Below are 23,164 nucleotides of genomic sequence, written 5' to 3' on the forward strand. Positions count from 1 at the left end.
TAAATGTCCTAGTTCTTTTGAGAAGAAGGACGGAAATTTCCTTTTTTATAGCTCGGTCTTTTCCCGCGGAAATTTTTTCTCTTATAATCGGATTCTCTTTTTTCAAATGAACGTGGTCTATACTCGGGAGTTTCGCCCAACTCTGTTGGAATGGGAATCTTATAAATATCTTTCTCGAGGAAGTTCTCAATATTTTTGAAATTTGTCTGTTCTTTCTCGCTAACAAAAGTTATTGCTACTCCATCATTATTAGCACGTGCTGTACGTCCAATACGGTGTACATAATCTTCACTATCATGTGGCACATCAAAATTGATGACTAATCGTATGTCATCAATATCAATACCACGTGCAACAATATCAGTCGCAACTAAAATATTGATTCTTCCCGCTTTAAATTCGTACATAACAACTTCCCGTTGAGCTTGTTCCAAATCCGAATGCATTTCTCCTACATTCAATTTCATCATTTTAAGTGCTTTAGTTACTTCTTTTACTTTTATTTTAGAAGAAGCGAAAATGATAACACGTTCTGGAACTTCATCAGAAAATAGACTCCGTATGATTCCTAGTTTTTGATTCTCATAACAGATATATGCTGCCTGAATAATCTTATCGGCCGGACGTGAAACAGCAAGTTTGACTTCTATCGGATCATGCAATATAGTCTTTGCTAATTGTTGTATCTTAGCAGGCATGGTAGCCGAAAACATAATTGTTTGACGTTCCTTCGGCAAATATTTCACGATTTGCATGATATCATCATAGAAACCCATGTCAAGCATACGATCTGCTTCATCTAATATAAAATAAGAAACCTTGGAAAGATCTACATATCCAAGGCTTAAATGTGCAATTAACCGTCCGGGAGTAGCGATAACTACATCAGCACCTAAGGTTAATCCCTTTTTCTGCTGCTCAAATAATACTCCATCATTTCCACCATATACAGGAACACTTGATACAGGCATGAAATAAGAGAAGCCTTCCATTTGTTGGTCTATTTGTTGAGCCAATTCACGGGTAGGAGACATTATGACACAATTAATAGCATCTTCTGGATGACCTCCTTCAGATAATCTATTAAGAACGGGTAGTAAAAATGCTGCAGTTTTACCAGTACCGGTTTGTGCTACTGCTATCAAATCTTTACCTTCAAGTATTATTGGAATTGCTTGCTCTTGTATAGGCGTGCATTCGTCAAATCGCATTGCGTCAAGCGCTTCAAGCACATTTGCGTTTAGTTGTAGTTCGGAAAACTTCATTATCTAAAATTATTTGCCAACAAAGATAGAATAAATTTTGCTCTCAATTACATATTTAAATAAGAATCTTTGAATCCCAGAAAATAGAGTACTCCATCCAATCCGATAGTATTAATCGATTGTTTCGCATTCGCTACAACTTTCGGCTTTGCATGGAAAGCAATACCCAATCCGGCAATTCCTAACATAGGAAGATCATTAGCTCCATCGCCAACAGCTATTGTTTGAGCTATATCTACTTTCTCCACTTGAGCTATTAGGCGAAGAAGTTCTGCTTTTCTTTTGCCATCAACGACGTCTCCTAGATAACGTCCAGTCAGCTTACCGTCTATTATCTCCAATTCATTCGCATATACATAGTCAATGCCGTATTTCTTTTGTAAATACTGTCCGAAATAAGTAAACCCTCCTGAAAGAATAGCAATTTTATACCCATATTTCTTCAAAACATACATCAATCGATCTACTCCTTCGGTGATCGGCAGACTTTCAGCGATTTCTTCCATAACAGACTCATCCAACCCTTTTAAAAGAGCTACGCGACGTGTGAAACTTTCTATGAAATCTATTTCTCCACGCATGGCACTTTCAGTGATTGCTTTTACTTCTTCACCTACACCTGCACGTATAGCCAATTCATCAATAACTTCTGTTTCGATCAATGTAGAATCCATATCAAAACAAATCAGACGACGCATGCGACGATACATATTGTCTTGTTGGAAAGAAAAGTCCATCTCTAACTCACTGGCAAGCTGCATCAATCGCTCTTGCATAGCAATTCGATCTTTGGGAGTTCCTCGTACTGAGAATTCTATGCAGGCGCGGGTAGGGGTATCAGTCTTACCTTCGTCTAAAGGAATACGTCCTGTCAAACGTTTGATCGCATCTATATTCAAACCTTGCTCTGCCAAAACACTAGTTGCAGCAGATATTTGTCGTGCAGATAGCTTACGTCCTAATACAGTCAGTATATATCGGTTTTTACCTTGCATTCCTACCCAATTCTCATATTGTTCTGTAGTGATAGGTTCAAATCGGATGCTTACTCCTAATGATGAAGCTTTGAACAATAACTCCTTCATAATGAATCCAGAATGTCGTTCTTCACTTTTAAAAAGAATTCCCAATGATAAAGTATTATGAATATCTGCTTGACCGATATCAAGGATAGTAGCATCATATTTAGCCAGAATTTCGGTTACAGAAGCTGTCAGCCCGGGACGGTCTTCACCGGTAACCCTAATCAAAATTAATTCAGTATTTGATGGTTGCATAAAAAATAGACTTTTATCATGCAAAAGTAGAGAAAAAAGTTTGTTTTTATGCTAAATAACATAAAAAGTTATACTTATTAAGTAAGAAATCTACTTGTTTTCTTGGAAGTTAATTTAATAATTACTTACCTTTGCACTCGGTTTCAAAAATAAAGGCACTGATAATCAGCGGATTCCTCTTCGCCTGATGCCTGGAAAGACGATGTTTCGGGAAGAAACCACTGTTTGAGGACAGTCCCGGATAGTATTAACTAAAACCGACTTACATGAGACATGTAAAATGGATTTTTGTTGTATTACTGATTTGTTCCTTGACCGCTTTCGTTGAGAAAGACAAACCTACCGGAGGTTTGAGTGCGGGTGACGTAGCCCCTGATTTTAAAATCGAATCTACGTCAGAAAAGCAACCTTTATTTAAGCTAGCTGATATGAAAGGTAGATATGTGTTGCTTAGTTTTTGGGCAAGTTATGATGCGCAATCCCGGATGCGAAACGTGAGTTTGAGCAATGTGCTTCGTTCTTCCCATAATGTGGAAATGGTTTCTGTTTCGTTTGACGAGTATGAGTCAATCTTTGAGGAAACTATTCGTAAGGATCAAATAGTTACGCCCACTTGTTTTGTAGAAACAGAAGGCGAGGATTCCGGATTATTTAAGAAGTATCGTTTGAATCGGGGATTCACTAACTATTTATTGGATGGAAATGGTGTGATTATTGCCAAAAACATCTCTGCTGCAGATCTTTCTGCTTATATAAAAAAGATTTGCTAACAATCTTTTGATGTGAGGAGAAAGTTAAATTTTCCATCTTGCCTTTTAGCGAGATGATAGAGAATAGACAAAAGAGGAAATGAATACAACAAAAAAGTTCCGCCTGTTCTTGCTGACAGCATGAATAGGCGGAACTTCTATATTAGTTATACTTTTTTTATTTTGGAGCTTTTCTGTACAAGAAGAATGCTATACCTGCATAAAGAATATTTGGAATCCATACAGCAATAAAAGGAGGTACATTTCCATTAACAGCAAAAGTTGAAGTTACTGTCTGGAATAAGATATAAGAAAAACTTAGTCCTAGTCCAATACCTAAATGAAGACCCATACCGCCTTTGGTTTTTCGAGAAGAAAGAGAAACACCAATGATTGTTAGAATGAAAGATGCAAATGACATTGCAATTCGTTTATGATACTCAATCTCAAACTCTTTTATATTGGCAAATCCTCTTCGTTTTTGTTTATCAATGTATTCGCTCAATTGAGGCTGGTAAGCATTTCTTGCTGATTTTTCATGATCAAGAAATCAGAAGGTCCATATTAATGATAGAGTCTATCCGATCTCCCTTAGTGATTGTTTCTTTCAATCCATCCAGCTCTCGAATCATATAATCGTGAATAGTCCATTTATTAACGGTCGTTGTATCATATGTGATACGTCGTGCTGTCAGATGTGAAACTAATTTTTTATCAACAAATTTATCCAGTGAAAAACGATTACCGGTTTTTAAAGCATCATTATAGCTATTGATATAGGCAATCACCCCATCAGCCACTTCCAACTGTACATTCTGTGCGGTATTCTTTTTTTTAGGTTTAATATATCTATCCTCGAAATTCAAACGTGTTACACTTCCCCTGGGAATAATATATGAACTCAACGTAAAAGTTATCACAGCAATAATAGCCGCAGAAATCATATATGGACGCATCATTCGCTTGAAACTCATACCAGTAGAGAACATGGCAATAATTTCGGAATTCTCAGCCAATTTGGAAGTAAAGAAAATAACAGCAATGAATACAAAAAGCGGACTGAATAAGTTTGAAAAATAGGGGATAAAATTCATGTAATATTCGACAATGATTTTATTCCATGGAGCCTCATGTTCCATCAACTTATCCATTTTCTCATTAAAGTCAAATACCACTGCAATAGAAATAATTAATGCAATAGCAAATACGTATGTCCCCAAGAATTTCTTGATGATATACCAGTCCAGCCGTTTTAAGAATCGATTGCTTTTCATTTCTTATAATCTTGATGACACCTTTTTTACCATCATCGGTTTCCATGTAGAAAAATCTCCGGCAATGATATGCTTTCGTGCTTCTCCCACCAACCATAGATAGAATGCTAAGTTATGTATTGAAGCAATTTGCATTGCCAATAATTCTTGTGCATGGAAAAGATGACGCAAGTAGGCTTTGCTATATAATGTGTCTACAATGGAGGCTCCGTCAATCTCAATAGGAGAGAAGTCTGTTTCCCACTTCTTGTTTCGCATATTAATGATACCGTCTTTGGTAAACAACATACCGTTTCTTCCGTTTCGGGTAGGCATAACACAATCAAACATATCCACGCCACGTTCGATTCCTTCAAGTATATTAACAGGGGTACCAACACCCATCAGATAACGAGGTTTGTCTTTAGGAAGAATCTCATTAACAATCTCGATCATTTCATACATCTTATCTACAGGTTCACCAACCGCCAGCCCTCCAATAGCATTACCGTCGGCATTCTTAGAGGCTATGAATTCTGCAGATTGTTTACGCAGGTCTGGGTATACACATCCTTGTACAATAGGGAAAAGCGATTGTTTATATCCGTACTTAGGTTCTGTTTCGTTAAAGCGCTGGATACAACGGTCAAGCCATCTATGAGTTAATCCCAATGATTTCTTAGCATACTCATAATCAGAATCTCCCGGAGGGCATTCGTCAAAAGCCATCATGATATCGGCGCCAATCGTACGTTCAATATCCATTACTTTTTCAGGAGTAAAAATGTGTTTACTCCCATCGATATGTGAACGAAACTCTGCACCTTCTTCTCTAAGTTTGCGAATACCGGCTAAAGAAAATACTTGAAACCCACCACTATCGGTTAGCATTGGACGATCAAAACCATTAAAACGGTGTAATCCACCAGCTTTTTCAATAACGTCTAATCCCGGACGCAAATATAAATGATAGGTATTTCCTAAAATAATTTGTGCCTGAATATCTTCTTTTAATTCTGTCAGATGTACTCCTTTTACTGTGCCTAAAGTACCTACAGGCATAAAAATAGGCGTTTGTATTTGTCCATGGTCTGTTGTTATCAGACCAGTACGGGCATTACTTTTGGTGTCTGTATATTGTAACTCAAATGTCATTCCTGGCTGGGTTTCTTTACAGATAAATCAATAGCATCAGAAACTTTCTCATTAGTTAAAGCGATAGCGAAAACTTCTTTAACATCGTTTACATAATGGAAAGTGAGACCTTTCAAATAAATATCCTGAATCTCGTCAATATTCTTTTTATTTTCGGAGCTCATGATAATTTCCTTAATTCCGGCACGTTTGGCTGCTAATATCTTTTCTTTGATACCTCCTACAGGAAGCACTTTACCACGAAGAGTAATCTCTCCGGTCATAGCAATGTTAGCTTTCACTTTACGTTGTGTTAAAGCAGAAGCTAATGATGTAGCCATCGTTATACCGGCTGAAGGACCATCTTTAGGGATTGCTCCTTCGGGCACATGAATATGAATATTCCAATTCTCAAAAATATCTTCCTCCAAATTAAGTATAGAAGCATGAGCTTTGATGTATTCAAGTGCCAACATGGCAGATTCTTTCATCACATCTCCAAGGTTACCGGTCAATGTAAGACGTTCGCCTTTACCTCGGCTTAAGCTGGTTTCAACAAAAAGAATCTCACCACCAACTGCTGTCCATGCCAATCCTGTGACAACACCTGCGTAATCGTTTCCTTGATATTTATCACGTGTATATTCCGGTGCACCCAAAAAATCATAAAGATCTGATGGCTTAATTTCTTTTTTAGCAAAGTAACCATCCGTTGCGTATTGGCGTGCTGATTTACGAAGGATCTTACCTATCTTTTTCTCTAATTCACGTACGCCACTTTCACGAGTATAAGATTCAATAATAGCTTCCAACGTTTCTTTAGGGAATTTGATATCTGTCTTATTCAGACCGTTTGCTTCTAATTCCTTTGGGAGTAAATGCTTACGAGCAATCTCTATTTTTTCTTCTGTGATATATCCGCTGACTTCTATTAATTCCATACGGTCAAGCAATGGACCAGGGATTGTATTTAGGTTGTTAGCTGTGGCAATAAACAATACTTTGGATAAATCATAGTCACATCCAGAAAATTATCATGGAAAGCTGTATTCTGTTCGGGATCTAGTACTTCCAATAATGCAGAAGACGGGTCTCCTTGACGATCAGCGCTAACTTTGTCAATTTCATCAAGAATAAATACAGGATTAGATGCACCTGCTTTGATCAAGCTTTTTATAATACGTCCAGGCATTGCTCCTATATATGTTTTACGGTGACCGCGAATTTCTGCTTCATCATGAACACCCCCTAAGGACATACGTACATATTTTCGTTTCAATGCAGAAGCTATGGATTTACCCAGTGATGTTTTACCAACTCCTGGAGGGCCATACAAACAAATAATCGGTGATTTCATGTCACCTTTGAGTTTCAGTACTGCCAAATGTTCCAAAATGCGTTCTTTTACTTTCTCTAGTCCATAATGATCCTTGTTCAACGTCTTTTCTGCATTCTTCAGATTCAGATTATCGGTTGTATAAGTTCCCCAGGGGAGGTTTAGCATTGTTTGCAGATAGTTCAGTTGTACACTAAAATCCGGTGATTGTGGATGAGTGCGTTCCAATTTAGCTAACTCTTTCATGAAAGTTTCCCTGACCTCAGTATTCCAACGCATTTTTTCAGCTTTCTGACGCATTTCTTCAATTTCCTGTTCTTGACCGCCACCGCCTAACTCATCCTGAATCGTCTTAATCTGTTGCTGTAAGAAATATTCTCTTTGCTGTTGATCGATATCTTCCCGAGCACGCATCTGGATAGATGCCTTAATTTCTGCTAACTGAACTTCACGGTTCAGAATCTCCAAAAGATGGTATGTACGTTCTCTTAAAGAATTGATAGCTAATAAATCCATCTTCTCGTCCTTTTTAAAAGGGAGGTTGGAACAGATGAAATTAACTAAAAACATCGAATTACTGATATTCTTAATGGCAAATGTCGAATCCTGATGCATTATATCCGATGATTTGATGTAACGCATTGTCAAGTCTTTACACGTTTCTACTAAAGCTTGAAACTCTTTATCATCTTTATTAGGTATTTCTTCATTTAGAAGTTCTATTTCTCCCTTTAAATAAGGATGGATTTCTATGATGTCTTTCAGTTGCATACGTTTCATTCCTTGTAGAATGACGGTGGTCGTTTGATCCGGCATCTCAAGTACACGTACAATTCGCCCTACAGTGCCAATTGCATGTAGATCTTCTAACTTAGGATCTTCTATCTGAGCAGATCTCTGGCATACAACTGCAATATCTTTATTTTTCTTCTCGGCATCACGAACCAGTTTCAATGATGTTTTCCGTCCAACAGTTATTGGTAGAAATACTCCAGGAAACAACACCATATTACGAAGGGGAAGGACCGGAAGAATTTCACCTGATTTTACATTAACATCAAACGCGTGTTCGTCGTTTCCATCATAGTCTGTGATAAGTGAGAAGTTGTTATCACTTACATCTTCCAATAAATATTTATCTTTCATCTTTTCGTTTTAATTTAGTTTATGTCATAACTGATATGCATAAATCGTTTGCAAAGTTAATTGATTCTCTCTAATAATAAAGCGCATGTAGAATAAAAATACAAAAACAATGCCAAAATTTCAATGGACAAAGGATATATTCCATAATAATTATTTATTTTTGGCGGTTTTCAGTAAAATATGAGTAAGAAACAGGTTTAGAATAGAGAGAATTATGTCGAATCCTTATTTTCAATTTAAACAGTTTGTTGTATGGCATGACAAATGTGCCATGAAAGTTGGTACTGATGGGGTATTGTTAGGTGCTTGGACCTCTATTCAAGGAGCTCATCGAATTTTAGATATTGGAACAGGTACGGGGCTGGTCGCATTGATGTTAGCTCAACGCAGTTTATCAGACTCCTATATTGTCGCACTTGAGATTGATGAAGCTGCCGCTGAACAAGCAAAAGAAAACGTGTCTCGTTCTCCTTGGAAAAATCGAATAGAGGTTTTACAAACTGATTTTAGATTTTATCATTCTGCTGAAAAATTTGATGTTATTGTTTCTAATCCTCCTTATTTTGTCGATTCTTTAACTTGTTCGGATCAACAACGAAGTACAGCACGACATAATAACTCATTGACTTATGAAATATTATTTAAAGGGGTGTCAGAGCTACTTGCAAAAGAAGGAAAGTTTGCGATTGTTATTCCTACAGATGTTGTAGATAGAGTGAAATTGATTGCCGTTAATTATGGAATATATGCTTTCAAACAATTGAATGTGGTAACAAAACCTGGGGGGACTCCTAAACGGACATTGATTTGTTTTTCATTCAAGAAACAAGTATGTTTGATTGAAGAGCTTTTGACGGAAGTGTCCAGGCATCAATATAGTGAAGAATATATCGCTTTGACGAGAGAGTATTATTTAAATATGAAATAAATAAAACCTTTATATAGCTTAAAGTAAATATAAAGGTCTTATTTTATCGTCGGGGTAGCGGGATTCGAACCCACGACCCCCTGCTCCCAAAGCAGGTGCGCTAACCGGACTGCGCTACACCCCGCTACTTTATAAGGGTTGTTCTTTTCAAAAGCGGTGCAAAGATAGGGAGTATTTTTTAATTAACAATAGCAGAATGAAAGTTTTTTCTTTATTTATTCTCAAAAAGCTGAAACTCACTAGTTTGCAAACTAACTTTTTTTTGGCAGAGATTATTAACATCATAGGATATCGCAGTTCATCTTTCATTTCCTGAATTGAGTTTAATATTGTAATTTTAGGTTATGGTTCTATCAACTCACAAATTTCAAGTCCTGTTTGGAGAAGGCTATTAATATAAGTCGTCAAAGTCTTATGATATTTAATCACTTTTTCACCTAATAAAGTTGCTTTGGGTTTTCCTTCTGAGAAATAGTGATCAACAATACGAGTACCTTCTTGATCATAAAAAACAATCTTGAATGTAGGCTGTAAAAATTGGGTGCTCAACAGAGAATACAAAAGAACCTTCTATTAGATAGGTGTTTATTTTTTGACAATTATCAATAAATGTATGAGAATTATGCTAAATAGCAAGAAATATTTTAAGATTCAATGAACCATTTTTCTTTATTTTCTGTTAGCAGAATAGAAAACATAAAACAGAAATGTCATATGAAAACAAAAAGATTAGAAGAAACGAAAGAAACGCCATTGCTGGAACAAAAAGGATATGAGCGAATTGTAAATGAAATAGCACCAGTACAACAAACGGAAGCTTACCGCAAACCAACTAAAGAGGTGGTAAAAGAAGCTGTGAAAGAGCTAAATCCTGATTTGAACAGTTTAGGTAGTAGAGGGTGATAATCATCCTCTGCTATAATGAGCGTTGAATTATAGGAAAAGTCAGGTTGAAACTACTACCTTTTCCAGGTTCTGATTTTACAGAAATACTTCCTTTATGCAGAGTAATTATTTGTTTGCATAGACTCAATCCAATACCTGATCCTGATGTTTTTGTGGTAAAAAAAGGAACAAATATTTTATCCAATACATTCGGTAATATTCCTTCTCCGTTATCAGATACAGTTAAAGTAATAGTACTAGTAGAATGAGAACTTATTTTAATTTCAATATTTTTATTTGTTTTCCGACTACATGCTTCATGTGCATTTTTTAATAAATTGATAAGTACTTGTTCTATTTGTGTTCGATCTATATATAGAAATATGTCAGTTGAAGGAATTTCAATATGAAACTGTTTTTGTGGAAATAGCTTTTTTAAATCAATAAATAATTCAGTAATAGAAACGTTGCTGCATACGGGGGTAGGGATTCGAGTTAAACGACGGTAATTTTCTACGAATTCCAATAATCCTTTACTTCTTCTGTGAATAGTTTGCATAGCTTGTAACATGATTGAATATTCTTTCTCGCTGAGTTGGTCTGGAATACCTCTTTCGCTTAGTGTTTCTGAAAGAGATATGATTGGAGTAATAGAATTCATAATTTCATGTGTTAGTACCCGAATCAATTTCTGCCAAGCTTCCATTTCGTTCCGCTCCAATACTGAATGGATATTTTTTAAGCTGATAAGTTGATGTTCTTTTCTAGTCGAAGTAAATATGGTGCATGAAATAGCCATCTCTAAAATAGTTCCGTTTTGTTCCAGTCGAACTACAGAAGTGTCTGGTGCAATTGCAGCCCTCTGTAGATTTTCCGGTAATTGTACTATTGGGCCTAAATGATCAATAGCAGTTTGGTTCATCCACTCTATATAACCCGTTTTGTCTGTCACCAAAACAGCAGTATCTACTTTATTTAATAAATTTTCATAATATTGGTGTTTAACTTCTTCTACTAACAACCTTTCCCGAAAATCTTTTAAAGCTTCTGAAAGTTCTTTAGACCATTCATCCATTATTTTATTTTTGAATGGAGGGTGAAAAGTTTGCATTAAGTCATTGTAACGTAGGCTATCTGTAAGTCGTCGTAACAAAGAAATTTGTTTAAATTGCATACGGTAAAGACTCATACTAGTAACTATTAGCAATAAAACACAAATAGAGACACTGAACCATAAATGCTTTTGAAATAGTAGATAACTACCAATAGATAATAATACAATAAGTATTGTGTGTAGAATAACTTTAGCTGCAAATTGCTTCATAAGCCTAATTTTTCTAGTTTACGATATAAAGCAAACCTTGTAATACCCAAATATTCTGCAGCTCGGGAAATGTTACCTTCACTGAGTCGCATAGCTTTTTCAATAGCTTGACGCTCCAGTACTTCCAGATTTAAGAATTCTTTTTCCTCTTTTTTCTGTTTGGAAGTATTATGAAAAAGAAAATTATCAGGTTTTAATAGTGAACCATCTCCCAGAATAACCGCACGTTCCATAATATGTTGTAATTCTCGTACATTTCCGGGCCAAGTATATTTTAAGAGTTTATTTTTTGCTTCTCTTGTCAAACCGCGCATTTCTTTCTTATATTTCCTGGCATAACGGTCTAAAAAGTGCTCGGCAAGCAAAATAATATCATTTCCTCTATCACGAAGTGGAGGTATATGGATTTCAATAGTATTAATGCGATAAAGTAGATCCTGACGAAAGTTTCCTTCTTCTACCATATGACGAATATCCGCATTGGTCGCACATATTAAACGGACGTCAATAGGTACTGTTTGTGTACTTCCCAAACGGCTAATATATCGCTTTTCAATAGATGTAAGCAGTTTCGATTGCATTGGAAGAGAAAGATTCCCAATTTCATCTAGGAAAAGTGTTCCATTCGTTGCTACTTCCATTCGTCCAGCTTTTGACTTCTTAGCATCAGTAAAAGCTCCTTTTTCAAATCCAAACAACTCGCTTTCGAATAATTGTTCAGGAATACTTCCCAAATCAATCGTCACGAAAGGTTTATTATAACGTGGAGAACAACAGTAAAGTAAACGGGCAATAACATCTTTTCCAGTACCGTTTTCGCCTAAAATAAGAATATTTGCATCTGTTTCACTTAGCTTTTGTATAGTAGAAAAGACTTCGTTCATTGCAGGAGACTCACCAATTATTTCATTATCAAAAGCATTCTGTTCACTTAAAACTTCCACTTGTTCTTTCAATCTATTGATTTCTTTTCTCGATTGTCGTAAGCGCATTCCTGAAGTTAGAGTCGCTAACAATTTTTCCTTTTCCCAAGGTTTAGGAATGAAATCGGTAGCTCCAGCTTTGATAGCACGTACTGCTTTGTCTGTATCAGCATAGGCAGTCATGAAGATTACAACAGCTTGAGAATCTATTTCTAAGATATGTTCAAGACTTTCAAATCCTTCTTGTCCACTGATTGCATCGCGACTGAAATTCATATCAAGTAAAATAATATCTGGTTGGAAAGTATTCATGAAATATTCGATACGATCAGGGGTAGTAGCAACTTTTATCTTTTCCGCATATGGTTCCAGCAATAAATTGAGGGCGAAAAGAACGTCTTCATTATCATCTACAATTAAAATTTTTCCTATTTTATCCATTTTAATATGATTTCTAACTTCTTCGCTACAAAAGTAGTTATAATCTAAATATGTTGTATGTGCGAATACGCACTATTTTTGTGCGGAATTGCACGATGTGTTGCAGTTTGTCATAATGTTATATGTTTAATATACAATTATTTATTTATTTGGCATAGCTTTTGAGTGATTCTATTAAAAGAAGATATGCTGGATATGAACCGACGAATATTACTTATAATAGTTATCCAATTAATACTAACCGGACAAGTATTAAGTCAGAAACGTATCATGGAGATTTCGCTAGAACAAACGGTGGAATTAGCAAAGAATCAGTCTCCTGATGCACAAAATGCTCAACACAGCTTTCGTTCTGCATATTGGAATTATCGTTATTACCGTGCTAATTATTTGCCGACGTTAAGTTTAAGCTCAAACCCTAATTTGGATCGAGCTATTAATAAAGTAACTTTATCTGATGGTTCTGTTAAGTTTGTAGAGCAAAATTTATTGAATACAGATTTAAGTTTCAATCTTTCTCAAAACATATCCTGGACGGGAGGTTCTTTATTTTTAGAGACTTCCGCTCAACGAATGGATATTATAAATGATCATCTATTTTCTTGGCAGACATCACCTGTTATGTTAGGATATAAACAATCACTTTTTGGATATAACAGTTTGAAATGGGACCGTCGTATAGAACCTTTACGATATAAGGAAGCGAAAAAAAGATATGTAGAGACGTTAGAGTTGGTTGCCGCACGTGCGACGTCAAAATTCTTTTCCTTGGCTACAGCACAGAGTAATTATGAAATAGCTAATTTTAATTATGCCAATGCAGATACGCTTTATCGATATGCGCAAGGACGTTATAATATCGGCACCATAACTGAAAACGAAATGTTACAATTAGAGCTGAACCGATTGACTGAAGAAACTAACCGTATGGATGCGCGTATAGAAATGGATAATTGTATGCAAGAGCTTTGTTCTTATTTGGGAATTAAAGAAGAAGTAGAAATTCGTGTGAATGTTAGTTCCAAAGTTCCTGATTTTAATGTGAATCTTGATGAGGCACTTGCATTAGCTTATGAAAACAACCCAGATATAGATGCAATGAGCCGTAGGAAGTTGGAAAGTGCAAGTGCTGTGGCTCAAGCCCGTGCTAATGCAGGTCTTAAAGCAGATATTTATTTACGTGTCGGTTTGACACAGACTGCTGATAAATTACCAGAAGCCTACCGTCATTTATTGGATCAACAGCATGTTAGTGTCAATATTTCACTGCCTATTTTGGATTGGGGAAGAGGAAAGGGACAAGTACGGGTAGCACGTTCTAATCGTGATTTAGTTTATAACCAAGTGGAACAGGATTTGACGGATTTCGAATTGAATGTACGTAAATTGGTTAAACAATTCAATTTACAGATACAACGAGTGCGTATTGCAGCTAGAACAGACGAGACAGCACAACGGAGAAATGAGGTTGCCCGCAGACTTTATTTGTTGGGAAAATCTTCAATTCTTGACTTGAATGCTTCCATTTCTGAGAAAGATAGTGCTCGGCGTAATTATGTATCAACTTTATATAACTATTGGAGCTGTATTATACACTTCGTAGTATGACGTTATTTGATTTTGAGCATAATATAAAACTAACTGAGGATTATAATCTCCTGATTAAATGAAGTTAAACACAGAAATATTAATATATTATGGATATAAAACTAGAAAAAAAACCTTGGTACATTCGTTATAAATATTACTTAATAGCAGGTATCTTATTTGTCGTATTTTTGATTTACATAGTGATACTCTCTTTAGGTCCTAAAAAGCTTCGTATTGATACTGATAATATTCAGATATCAGAGGTGAAAGAAGATAAATTTATGGAATATGTCGATGTAGAAGGCTTGGTACAACCAATCCTTACTATAAAAGTCAATACTCGTGAAGCTGGTAGTGTGGAACGTATTGTAGGTGAGGAAGGAAGTCTACTTCAGATGGGAGATACAATTCTGGTTCTTTCTAATCCGGATTTGTTACGTAGTATTGAAGATCAGCATGATGAGTGGGCGAAACAAATGATCACTTATCAAGAACAGGAGATTGAAATGGAACAGAAAAGCCTTAATTTGAAACAACAAGCTTTGACAAATAGTTACGAATTGGAACGTTTGAAAAAGAGTATAGCTCTTGATCGGGAAGAATATCAAATGGGAGTAAAGAGTAAGGCACAACTACTAGTAGCAGAAGATGAATATAATTATAAACAGAAAAGTGCTATGCTGCAACAGGAAAATTTACGCCATGATTCCGCCGTTACAATGATTCGCAAAGAGTTGATTCGGAACGATCGAGAACGGGAACAGAAAAAATATGAACGTACTCGTGAACGACTTAATAAATTGGTGGTGACTGCTCCTATTAAAGGGCAACTTAGTTTTGTAAAAGTAACTCCTGGTCAACAAGTTTCTTCGAGTGAAAGTATTGCGGAAATTAAAGTCTTGGATCAATATAAGATACATACTTCTTTGAGTGAATATTATATTGATAGAATTATCACTGGTCTTCCGGCTACCATTAATTATCAAGGAAAGAAATATCCCTTAAAGATAACCAAAGTAGTTCCTGAAGTGAAAGACCGTATGTTTGACGTAGACCTAGTTTTTACGGGTGATATGCCAGATAATGTAAGAGTAGGAAAAAGTTTTCGTGTTCAGATTGAATTAGGACAGCCGGAACAAGCACTTGTTATTCCGCGAGGAAATTTCTACCAAGCTACAGGAGGACAGTGGATATACAAAATCAATGAATCCAAAACTAAAGCAATTCGCATACCTTTATCTATTGGTCGCCAAAATCCCCAGCAATATGAAATTACAGAAGGTTTACAGGCAGGAGATTGGGTAATTACAACAGGATATGATACCTTTGGCGATGCTGAAGAATTAATACTCAAATAAAGATATATAATTTTAGTATAATATTATGTCGTATTTCAAAAGTGGAAAGAAATGTATCAGGTATTCTTTAATGACGGAATATTGTATTTGGGGGGATATTTATTGGTATAACTCTGTTAGTTATATGTACAGTAATATTTAAATATGGAAAATTGTGCATCTTAATCCAGCAGTAGTAATAAAAAACGAATAATAATATTAGAACTTTACGATTATGATTAAGACAGTTAATTTACAGAAGATTTTTAAGACAGAAGAAGTAGAAACTTGGGCGTTGAACAACGTAAGTATTGAAATAAAGCAAGGTGAATTTGTAACCATAATGGGACCATCCGGTTGTGGAAAATCAACTTTGCTCAATATTCTGGGACTGTTGGATAATCCGACAGGAGGGGAGTATTATTTGAATGGTACAGAGGTTTCCAAGTTTACGGAATCACAACGTACGAATCTTCGTAAAGGAGTGATTGGTTTCGTTTTTCAAAGTTTTAATTTAATTGACGAGTTGAACGTTTATGAGAATATTGAGTTACCACTTCTTTATATGGGTGTTTCAGCCTCTGAACGTAAAAAGAGAGTGGAAACAGCAATGGAACGAATGGCTATAACTCACCGTAGCAAACATTTCCCTCAACAACTTTCCGGAGGTCAGCAACAACGTGTTGCTATCGCACGTGCTGTAGTCGCTAATCCTAAGTTGATTCTTGCCGATGAACCGACTGGTAATCTGGATTCAAAAAACGGAAAAGAGGTAATGGGGTTATTGAATGAATTGAATAAAGAAGGAACAACGATTGTTATGGTAACTCACTCACAGCATGATGCTGGTTATGCAGATCGAATTATTAATTTATTCGATGGTCAGGTAGTAACAGAAGTTAATATGTAATACTTACAAACTATTCATGATAAAACACTGTTATGGCAAATCCGTAAAGCTGTACGACTCAATCTGGAAACTATTATGAAAAACGAATAAAGTAAGAAGCTATGATGATACGACACAATTTAAAAATAGCATTTCGCAACCTGTTGAAGTACAAGGTACAAATGGGGATCAGCATTATTGGACTATCAGTAGGCTTTGTCTGCCTTTCTCTGTCTTTGCTGTGGATTCGTTATGAAACGTCTTATGACTCATTTCATAAAGGAGTAGATCGTATTTATCTTGCAGGTAGTCACGATATTCTAAAATCAGATGTATTTAATTACTTTTCAGACTGTTTACTATATGACTACTTGGTAAAAAACTGTCCCGAAATCGAAGCTGCCTGTCGTATTCGCCCTACAAAATCGTCCAATAAAAAACTAAAATACAAGGATACTGAATTTCAACTGTCACAAATAGAAGTGGATTCCAGTTCTATCTCTATGTTCAATATTACTGTGCTGGATGGAAATACACCTTTACATTTGAATGCAAATCAAATAGCTATTACAGAGCGAGCAGCCAGACAGATATTTGGGAAAGAATCTCCAATAGGCAAACAGCTAGTGTTTCCCGAAAAACAAAATGAGGAAAAAACAATTGTTGCTGTAGTTCAATCATGGGAGGGACCTTCCTTATTTCCTTTCGATATTTTGTTACCATTTGACGAAAAATCTGTTTATAACGTGTATACACTCTTTCGGGTATATCCTAATAGTAATATAAAAGCGTTGGAAAAGAAATTAGAAAACATCAAAGTTCTAAAAAATGGAGTGGAATGGCCTTTATCTCCTTTGATTGTCAGATTGACGGAACTAAGAGATCTCCATCCAGACCAAAATATGAATGTTAAAATGAATCATATTCGTATGTTTGCTTCTATCGGTGCTTTGGTTATTATATGTGGGTTATGCAATTATCTAACTATGTTTATCACACGTATACGAATGCGTAAACGAGAATTAGCTTTACGAAAAGTGAATGGAGCATCTAATAAAAGTTTGCTAACATTGATTATTTCAGAACTGCTCTTATTACTTTGTATATCTTTGGGAATAGGATGTATGTTTATAGAACTCATTTTACCAACTTTTAAAAAGCTATCACAAATCAATGAGAGTACTTCATTTTTTTATATTGAAATACTGACTTATATGATAGTACTAATTGGACTCACTACTATCATTGCGGTTATCCTGATACATTATTTTAACAAGCGAACTTTATCTGACAGTATTAGTCATAAATCAGACATTCACTTTTCCAGTTGGTTTTATAAAGTCTGTATATTATTTCAATTATTCATCAGCATCGGTTTTGTATTTTGTACTTTAGTTATGATGAAACAATTGGATTTCTTACTGAACACAAATGAGCTTGGAATAGACCGGCATAATGTAGGAGCAATATTGAAAATGCATGATTGTGAGGATATTCCTTGGGAAACAATATTAGATCAGAATCCTGATGTACTTAAACATTTGGAATATTTTCCGACTCCGATTCCTAAATCGTCTGTTATGAGTTCTAAAATCTTTGACTGGGATGGTAAGTCTATAGAAGAACAGCCCTTTGAGGCGGAAAATATGTACATTAATCAAGAGTATGTTGATTTCTTTGGAATAAAATTAGTAGAGGGCAGCATGCCAGAAAAAGAAACAGACATTCTCATTAATGAAACCGCAGTAAAAGCATTAGGTTGGAAAGATCCTGTTAATAAGAAAATAATTAATGCTAATGCTTCAGCGACTGTAAAAGGAGTCATTAAAGACATTTATCTGCAATCTCCAATGTATCCGGTACTTCCGACAATATATTCTATAGAACCACCTTACGTGCGCTTTAAAATAAAATCAGATTACCTTTTTAAAGTGAAAGAAGGCACATGGAATAAAGTATCGAAGCAGTTGTCGGAGGAGTTGAAGAAAAATTGTCCAAACACAGAATTGAGATTAGTGAATCTGGATGAAGTTTATAAGAGTTATATGAAATCGGAGCAAAATTTGATAGTACTATTAAGTGTAGTATCTGTAATCTGTATCATAATTTCAGTATTTGGTATTTTCTCATTAGTGACTTTGTCATGTCAGCAGCGTTGTAAAGAAATTGCAATTCGGAAAATAAACGGAGCTAGTGTGGGAATTATTCTAAATATGTTTTTCAAAGAGTATATACTATTACTCATTATCTCATCCTGTATTGCTTTCTCCATAGGATATGTTATTATGAAACATTGGCTCGAAGGATATGTGAAACAAACATCTATCACTTGGTGGCTTTTGGGAGGAATATTTGTATTGATGGCACTTATCATTTTCCTCTGTATTATCTGGAAGATATGGAAGACTGCACGACAGAATCCGGCGGAAGTAATAAAAAAAGAATAATTAATAGATTATGATGATAGAACATAATTTAAAAATAGCATTTCGAAACCTGCTGAAGTACAAAGTACAGATGAGCATTAGTATTATCGGACTGTCGGCAGGTTTTGTATGCCTCTCTTTGTCTCTGTTGTGGATTCGTTATGAGATGTCTTATGACTCTTTTCATGAAGGAGCCGATCGTATTTATCTGGCAGGTAGTCGTGCTCAGTTAGAAAAGGAAGGTTTTGATTATGAAACCAAGAATCAAATGCGGAGCTATCTGATAAAGAATTGTCCGGAAGTAGAAATAGCGTGTAGCATTTGGCCTGCAAGAGCCGAATATTATGGAGTAAGATACGAAAAAGGAGACGAGTTTTTACTGCCGGAAATAGACGCTGATACTAGTTTTGTTTCCATGTTCGTTACGGTATTGGAGGGAAACACTCCTTTGCGCTTGGACAAAACGCAAATAGCCATTACGGACAAAGCTGCCAAACGGATCTTCGGTAAAGAATCTCCGTTAGGCAAAGAATTGGCATTTACCAAAAGAAAGGATAGAACAAAGACGATTGTCGCTGTTGTCAAGTCGTTTGAAGGGCCGTCTTTATTCTCTTTTGATATTTTACATCCCTATTTCGAGGAAGAAAGTGCAGGACTTGTATATACACTGTTTCGGGTTCATCCGAACAGTGATATAAAGAAACTGGAGGACAGATTGAAGGATGTCAAACTTCTGGATAATGGATATGAATGGCCCACACCGACTTCTATTGCTCCTTTGACTAAGTTAAGAGGTCTCCATCCACGAGAAGACATGAATGTCAAGATGGAGTATGTTTGGCTGTTTGCATGTATTGGTGCGCTGGTGGTTATCTGCGGATTATGCAATTATTTGGCTGTACTCGTCACTCGCATCAGGATGCGCAAGCGCGAGTTGGCTATCCGAAAGGTTAATGGAGCTTCTGACGGAAACTTATTGGCGTTGGTTCTGTCGGAGCTATTCCTGCTGCTTGTTTTATCCTTTAGTGTAGGAACTATGGTGATTGAACTGATTTTGCCGGATTTCAAGCAATTGTCACAAATCAACGAAAGCACCTCCTTCTTTTATCGTGAGATTTTGATTTATATGCTGTCCTTAATCGGGATTAGTGTTGCTATCGCTACTGTCCTTGTTTATTATACCAACAAGCGGACACTCTCCGACAGAATGAGTCGGAGAGCGGATCTTCATTTCTCCGGTTGGTTTTATAAAGGTAGTCTGTTGTTTCAGTTATTTATCAGTATTGGTTTTGTATTTTGCACATCGGTGATGATGAAGCAACTGAATTATGTTCTGAATACCACCGAACTAGGTTTGGATCGTCGCAATGTGGGTGTATTCACAGAAATTTATCATTGTGAAGAGGTGCCTTGGAGTAATATTTTGAGTCAAATGCCGGATGTAATCGATTATTTGGATGATTCCACCACTCCGATTCCCAGATCAAGCTTATTTATTAACGAGATTTCCGATTGGGAAGGGAAGCTTTCGGAAAGTCAGTCTATCGTTGCTGAGCTTTTGTATATCAACCAAAAGTATGTTGATTTCTTTGGGATAGAGATACTGCAAGGAGCGATGTTCAATGAGAAGAACAGCAACGAGGTGCTCATTAATGAAACGGCTGCAAAAGCATTGGGATGGAAAGATCCTGTTGGGAAGAATATGACTTTTCGTGGACAGGAGGTGATAGTAAAAGGTGTTATTAAAGATATTTATCATCGATCTCCTATACATCCGGTAGAACCGGCTGTCTTTAAGCCGAATCCGGATAAAGAACATAATCAGAACTATATTTTCAGAGTAAAGGAAGGGAGCTGGAACAAAGTTTGTAAGGCGTTGATGACAGAGGCGAAGAAAGCGAGTCCGGATGCCAGAGTGACGCTGAGGAATATGGACGAGGTTTACAACAGTTATATGAAATCGGAATTGAATCTGATGAAATTGCTGAGTGTGGTTTCTATTATCTGTATTGTGATTTCTGTGTTCGGCATCTTCTCTTTGGTCACTTTGTCCTGCCAGCAACGCCGTAAGGAGGTGGCGATCCGGAAAGTGAACGGTGCCAGTGTGGGAGTGATTCTGAATCTGTTTTTCAAAGAATATATGATATTGCTCGTCATTGCTTCTTGTATGGCTTTCTCGTTAGGTTATGTCATTATGAAACATTGGCTCGAGGTGTATATGAAGCAGACTCTATCGATTGGTGGGTATATACCGGTGTCTTTGCATTGATGGCGTTGATTATCTTCCTGAGTATTATTTGGAGGGTATGGAAGACTGCCCGGCAGAATCCCGCTGAAGTGATTAAAAGTGAATAAAATAAGATTGTTTATTTGAATAGGACTGTTTCAACAGTCCATAATCATTATTTTTTAGTGAGTATCTGTAAGTGATTGTATGTTATCATTTTATTCTGTTATTCTGGGCTTGGCGAAGAATCTACTCTTTGGGAGCTAATAAAGAGGAGATTCTTCGCAATGTTTTTTGAATGATAGAATGATATAACTTACAGACTTTTCAAGCAGTCTCTAAAATTACTTATTGATAATTTATATAGTTTTTGAAATAGTTCCGTTATTCAAATGGATACTTAACTCCCCATTCTTCGCGCAAGGCATCCATCTGCTTCATTATACGAATCGTTTCGGCATGTGGCATATAAGGCGATTCCACCCAACCATTTTCTATGGCTTCGATAGCCGCTGAAATTTCATATTCAAAACCTGTAATTTGTTTAGGAGCCTGATATTCGGCAATGAGACGATAATTATTGTCTATAACCTTTACTGACTGTGGATTATTAATATTTTCTACGATGATACAACCTCTATCACCTGAAATAATACCTAAACGGTCGGTCTGGGCGTACATAGAACAAGATAATATTGCCATACGATCAGCGGAGTAAAACTGTGTAATGCTATCTTGTGCATCGACTCCTGATTCTGTTTTTATACAAGTTGTCGATGTGCTTTTAACTTCAGTACCGAAAATCATTGCCGCAAAGTTTAGTGGATATACGCCCACATCTAAGAGTGCGCCTCCGGCAAGCTCTGGTTTTATCAATCGTTCCTTATCGCGAATAACATAACCGAGATTAGCAGTCAGTAAAAAAGGTTTTCCGATTATTTCACTTTGAACTAATTCCGTTATTTTCCGAGACAAAGGCATATAGCGAGTCCAAATGGCTTCAGCGATAAATACCCGCTTTTCTTGTGCTAGCTTCAATAATTCTTCTGCTTGACGCGCATTGGCGGTAAAAGCTTTTTCACATAATACAGGTTTCCCTTTTAGAATGCACATCCTTGCTTGTTCGTAGTGCATAGCGTGTGGTGTTGCAATGTAGATTAAATCCACAGTCGGGTCGTCTGCCAATTCTTCATAAGATCCATAAGCATGCGAGAAACCCCATTCTTTGGCAAAATTTTCTGATTTCGCAATGTCACGTGAAGCAATTGCATAACGTTCCACTCCTTCCATATTGGCTAACGTGTGTGCCATTTTTCGGGCAATATGTCCGGCACCAATGATACCTATCTTATAAGTTTTCATATCTATTACATTTATATTATTTAAAGTTGGAGAATGAAGTAATATTATTTCTTTTTTCAAAAATACAAAAAAGGATTAAACGAACCAATTTTTTCTTTCATTTAAGTGATGACGTGCCATTAATGAAATTCCTGCAAATGTGGAATATTAAAATGACAAAATGACATTTTGATATTCCACTTGAAAATGTCTCTCCATAAAAAAGAAATGATTTTTATTTTTTTATAGGAAAAGACAGATAGAAAAAATTATCTTTGTTCATTAAATGTATGTTTATGAATAAATCAATAGTTTCTCTGGCAGTTTTAGCTATAGTTTATTTTAGTTCTTGCCAGCCAAAGAGTGGGCAAACATCAAATAATGAAGATCAAGTTATTGATAGTATAACTGCTCATATTGAGGATGAAAAAGTAATTACTGGTGTTGTAAAAGACGTTTCAATGAATAATTTTATGTTAATCACAGAAAAAGAAGATACTATATTTATTAGTACAATGGACCAGGAACCAAACGAAGTTAGTGGTTTCGAACTGGGAGATACAGTGAAGGTAAATTTCATAGAAGAGGAAGAAGAACCGGGATTAAACACAATTATTACTGCTAAAAAAGTGGTTATAGTAGGAAAAGAGAATAAAACTGGTAATTAATACATTTTATATAACCTAATAGAAT

General features: G+C 36.0%; 13 protein-coding genes, 1 tRNA gene and 5 pseudogenes. 9 read left to right on the forward strand and 10 right to left on the reverse strand.

Annotated features, from left to right (window positions below; translation table 11 throughout):
• Positions 1–8: 8 nt before the first annotated feature.
• Both JCM17102_RS12175 and serB read right to left on the reverse strand, forming a co-directional pair.
• Positions 9–1,265: a DEAD/DEAH box helicase gene (locus JCM17102_RS12175; protein ID WP_025075329.1), complete on the reverse strand. Its 1,257-nt coding sequence runs from the start codon at positions 1,263–1,265 to the stop codon at positions 9–11.
• A 47-nt stretch (positions 1,266–1,312) separates the two neighbouring features.
• Positions 1,313–2,542, reverse strand: a complete 1,230-nt coding sequence (serB, locus tag JCM17102_RS12180; protein ID WP_025075330.1) for a phosphoserine phosphatase SerB — start codon at positions 2,540–2,542, stop codon at positions 1,313–1,315.
• A gap of 266 nt (positions 2,543–2,808) precedes the next feature.
• On the opposite strand from serB, the gene JCM17102_RS12185 reads away from it, so the two are divergent.
• Entirely contained in the window at positions 2,809–3,312 is a 504-nt protein-coding gene (locus JCM17102_RS12185) for a redoxin domain-containing protein (RefSeq protein ID WP_025075331.1), read from the forward strand.
• Positions 3,313–3,469: 157 nt separating this feature from the next.
• On the opposite strand, the pseudogene JCM17102_RS27440 reads toward JCM17102_RS12185, so the two are convergent.
• The 3 genes and pseudogenes from JCM17102_RS27440 to lon form a co-directional block, all read right to left on the reverse strand.
• Positions 3,470–4,565 (reverse strand): annotated as a pseudogene (locus tag JCM17102_RS27440) (LptF/LptG family permease).
• Between the two features lie 3 nt (positions 4,566–4,568).
• A complete protein-coding gene (tgt, locus tag JCM17102_RS12195; RefSeq protein WP_025075332.1) occupies positions 4,569–5,699 on the reverse strand; it encodes a tRNA guanosine(34) transglycosylase Tgt in 1,131 nt (376 codons plus the stop codon).
• Positions 5,696–8,160: pseudogene (lon, locus tag JCM17102_RS27445) on the reverse strand (endopeptidase La). The gene tgt and the pseudogene lon overlap by 4 nt, the downstream one beginning before the upstream one ends.
• Before the next feature lie 214 nt (positions 8,161–8,374).
• Between lon and JCM17102_RS12205 the strand changes: the two are divergent.
• On the forward strand, positions 8,375–9,088 hold the full coding sequence (locus JCM17102_RS12205) for a tRNA1(Val) (adenine(37)-N6)-methyltransferase (protein ID WP_025075333.1): 714 nt from the start codon (positions 8,375–8,377) through the stop codon (positions 9,086–9,088).
• Positions 9,089–9,137: 49 nt separating this feature from the next.
• Here JCM17102_RS12205 and JCM17102_RS12210 read toward each other — a convergent pair.
• Positions 9,138–9,212, reverse strand: a tRNA-Pro gene (locus JCM17102_RS12210).
• A gap of 131 nt (positions 9,213–9,343) precedes the next feature.
• A pseudogene (locus JCM17102_RS31700) lies at positions 9,344–9,713 on the reverse strand (class I SAM-dependent methyltransferase); the annotation flags it as partial.
• Between the two features lie 89 nt (positions 9,714–9,802).
• Here JCM17102_RS31700 and JCM17102_RS12220 point away from each other — a divergent pair.
• The gene (locus tag JCM17102_RS12220) at positions 9,803–9,991 is read left to right on the forward strand and encodes a hypothetical protein (RefSeq protein WP_025075335.1); all 189 of its coding nucleotides are present in this window, start codon (positions 9,803–9,805) and stop codon (positions 9,989–9,991) included.
• A 13-nt stretch (positions 9,992–10,004) separates the two neighbouring features.
• On the opposite strand, the gene JCM17102_RS12225 is transcribed toward JCM17102_RS12220, so the two are convergent.
• Complete coding sequence (locus JCM17102_RS12225; RefSeq protein ID WP_025075336.1) at positions 10,005–11,297, reverse strand: sensor histidine kinase; 1,293 nt, start codon at positions 11,295–11,297, stop codon at positions 10,005–10,007.
• Entirely contained in the window at positions 11,294–12,661 is a 1,368-nt protein-coding gene (locus JCM17102_RS12230) for a sigma-54-dependent transcriptional regulator (protein ID WP_025075337.1), read from the reverse strand. The genes JCM17102_RS12225 and JCM17102_RS12230 overlap by 4 nt, the downstream gene beginning before the upstream one ends.
• A gap of 195 nt (positions 12,662–12,856) precedes the next feature.
• Between JCM17102_RS12230 and JCM17102_RS27455 the strand changes: the two are divergent.
• The 5 genes and pseudogenes from JCM17102_RS27455 (at position 12,857) to JCM17102_RS27460 (ending at position 21,258) form a co-directional block, all read left to right on the forward strand.
• Positions 12,857–14,331: pseudogene (locus JCM17102_RS27455) on the forward strand (TolC family protein).
• A 27-nt stretch (positions 14,332–14,358) separates the two neighbouring features.
• Entirely contained in the window at positions 14,359–15,609 is a 1,251-nt protein-coding gene (locus tag JCM17102_RS12240) for an efflux RND transporter periplasmic adaptor subunit (protein WP_025075338.1), read from the forward strand.
• A 214-nt stretch (positions 15,610–15,823) separates the two neighbouring features.
• Positions 15,824–16,498, forward strand: coding sequence for an ABC transporter ATP-binding protein (locus JCM17102_RS12245; protein ID WP_025075339.1), 675 nt, complete (start codon positions 15,824–15,826; stop codon positions 16,496–16,498).
• A 104-nt stretch (positions 16,499–16,602) separates the two neighbouring features.
• Positions 16,603–18,924, forward strand: coding sequence for an ABC transporter permease (locus JCM17102_RS12250; RefSeq protein ID WP_025075340.1), 2,322 nt, complete (start codon positions 16,603–16,605; stop codon positions 18,922–18,924).
• A 13-nt stretch (positions 18,925–18,937) separates the two neighbouring features.
• Positions 18,938–21,258 (forward strand): annotated as a pseudogene (locus tag JCM17102_RS27460) (ABC transporter permease).
• Between the two features lie 256 nt (positions 21,259–21,514).
• On the opposite strand, the gene JCM17102_RS12260 reads toward JCM17102_RS27460, so the two are convergent.
• Positions 21,515–22,492: a Gfo/Idh/MocA family protein gene (locus tag JCM17102_RS12260; protein WP_025075341.1), complete on the reverse strand. Its 978-nt coding sequence runs from the start codon at positions 22,490–22,492 to the stop codon at positions 21,515–21,517.
• A gap of 275 nt (positions 22,493–22,767) precedes the next feature.
• On the opposite strand from JCM17102_RS12260, the gene JCM17102_RS12265 reads away from it, so the two are divergent.
• A complete protein-coding gene (locus JCM17102_RS12265) occupies positions 22,768–23,139 on the forward strand; it encodes a hypothetical protein (protein WP_025075342.1) in 372 nt (123 codons plus the stop codon).
• Positions 23,140–23,164 lie beyond the last annotated feature (25 nt).

The organism is Bacteroides faecichinchillae JCM 17102 (genome assembly GCF_000614145.1).
Taxonomy (GTDB): domain Bacteria; phylum Bacteroidota; class Bacteroidia; order Bacteroidales; family Bacteroidaceae; genus Bacteroides; species Bacteroides faecichinchillae.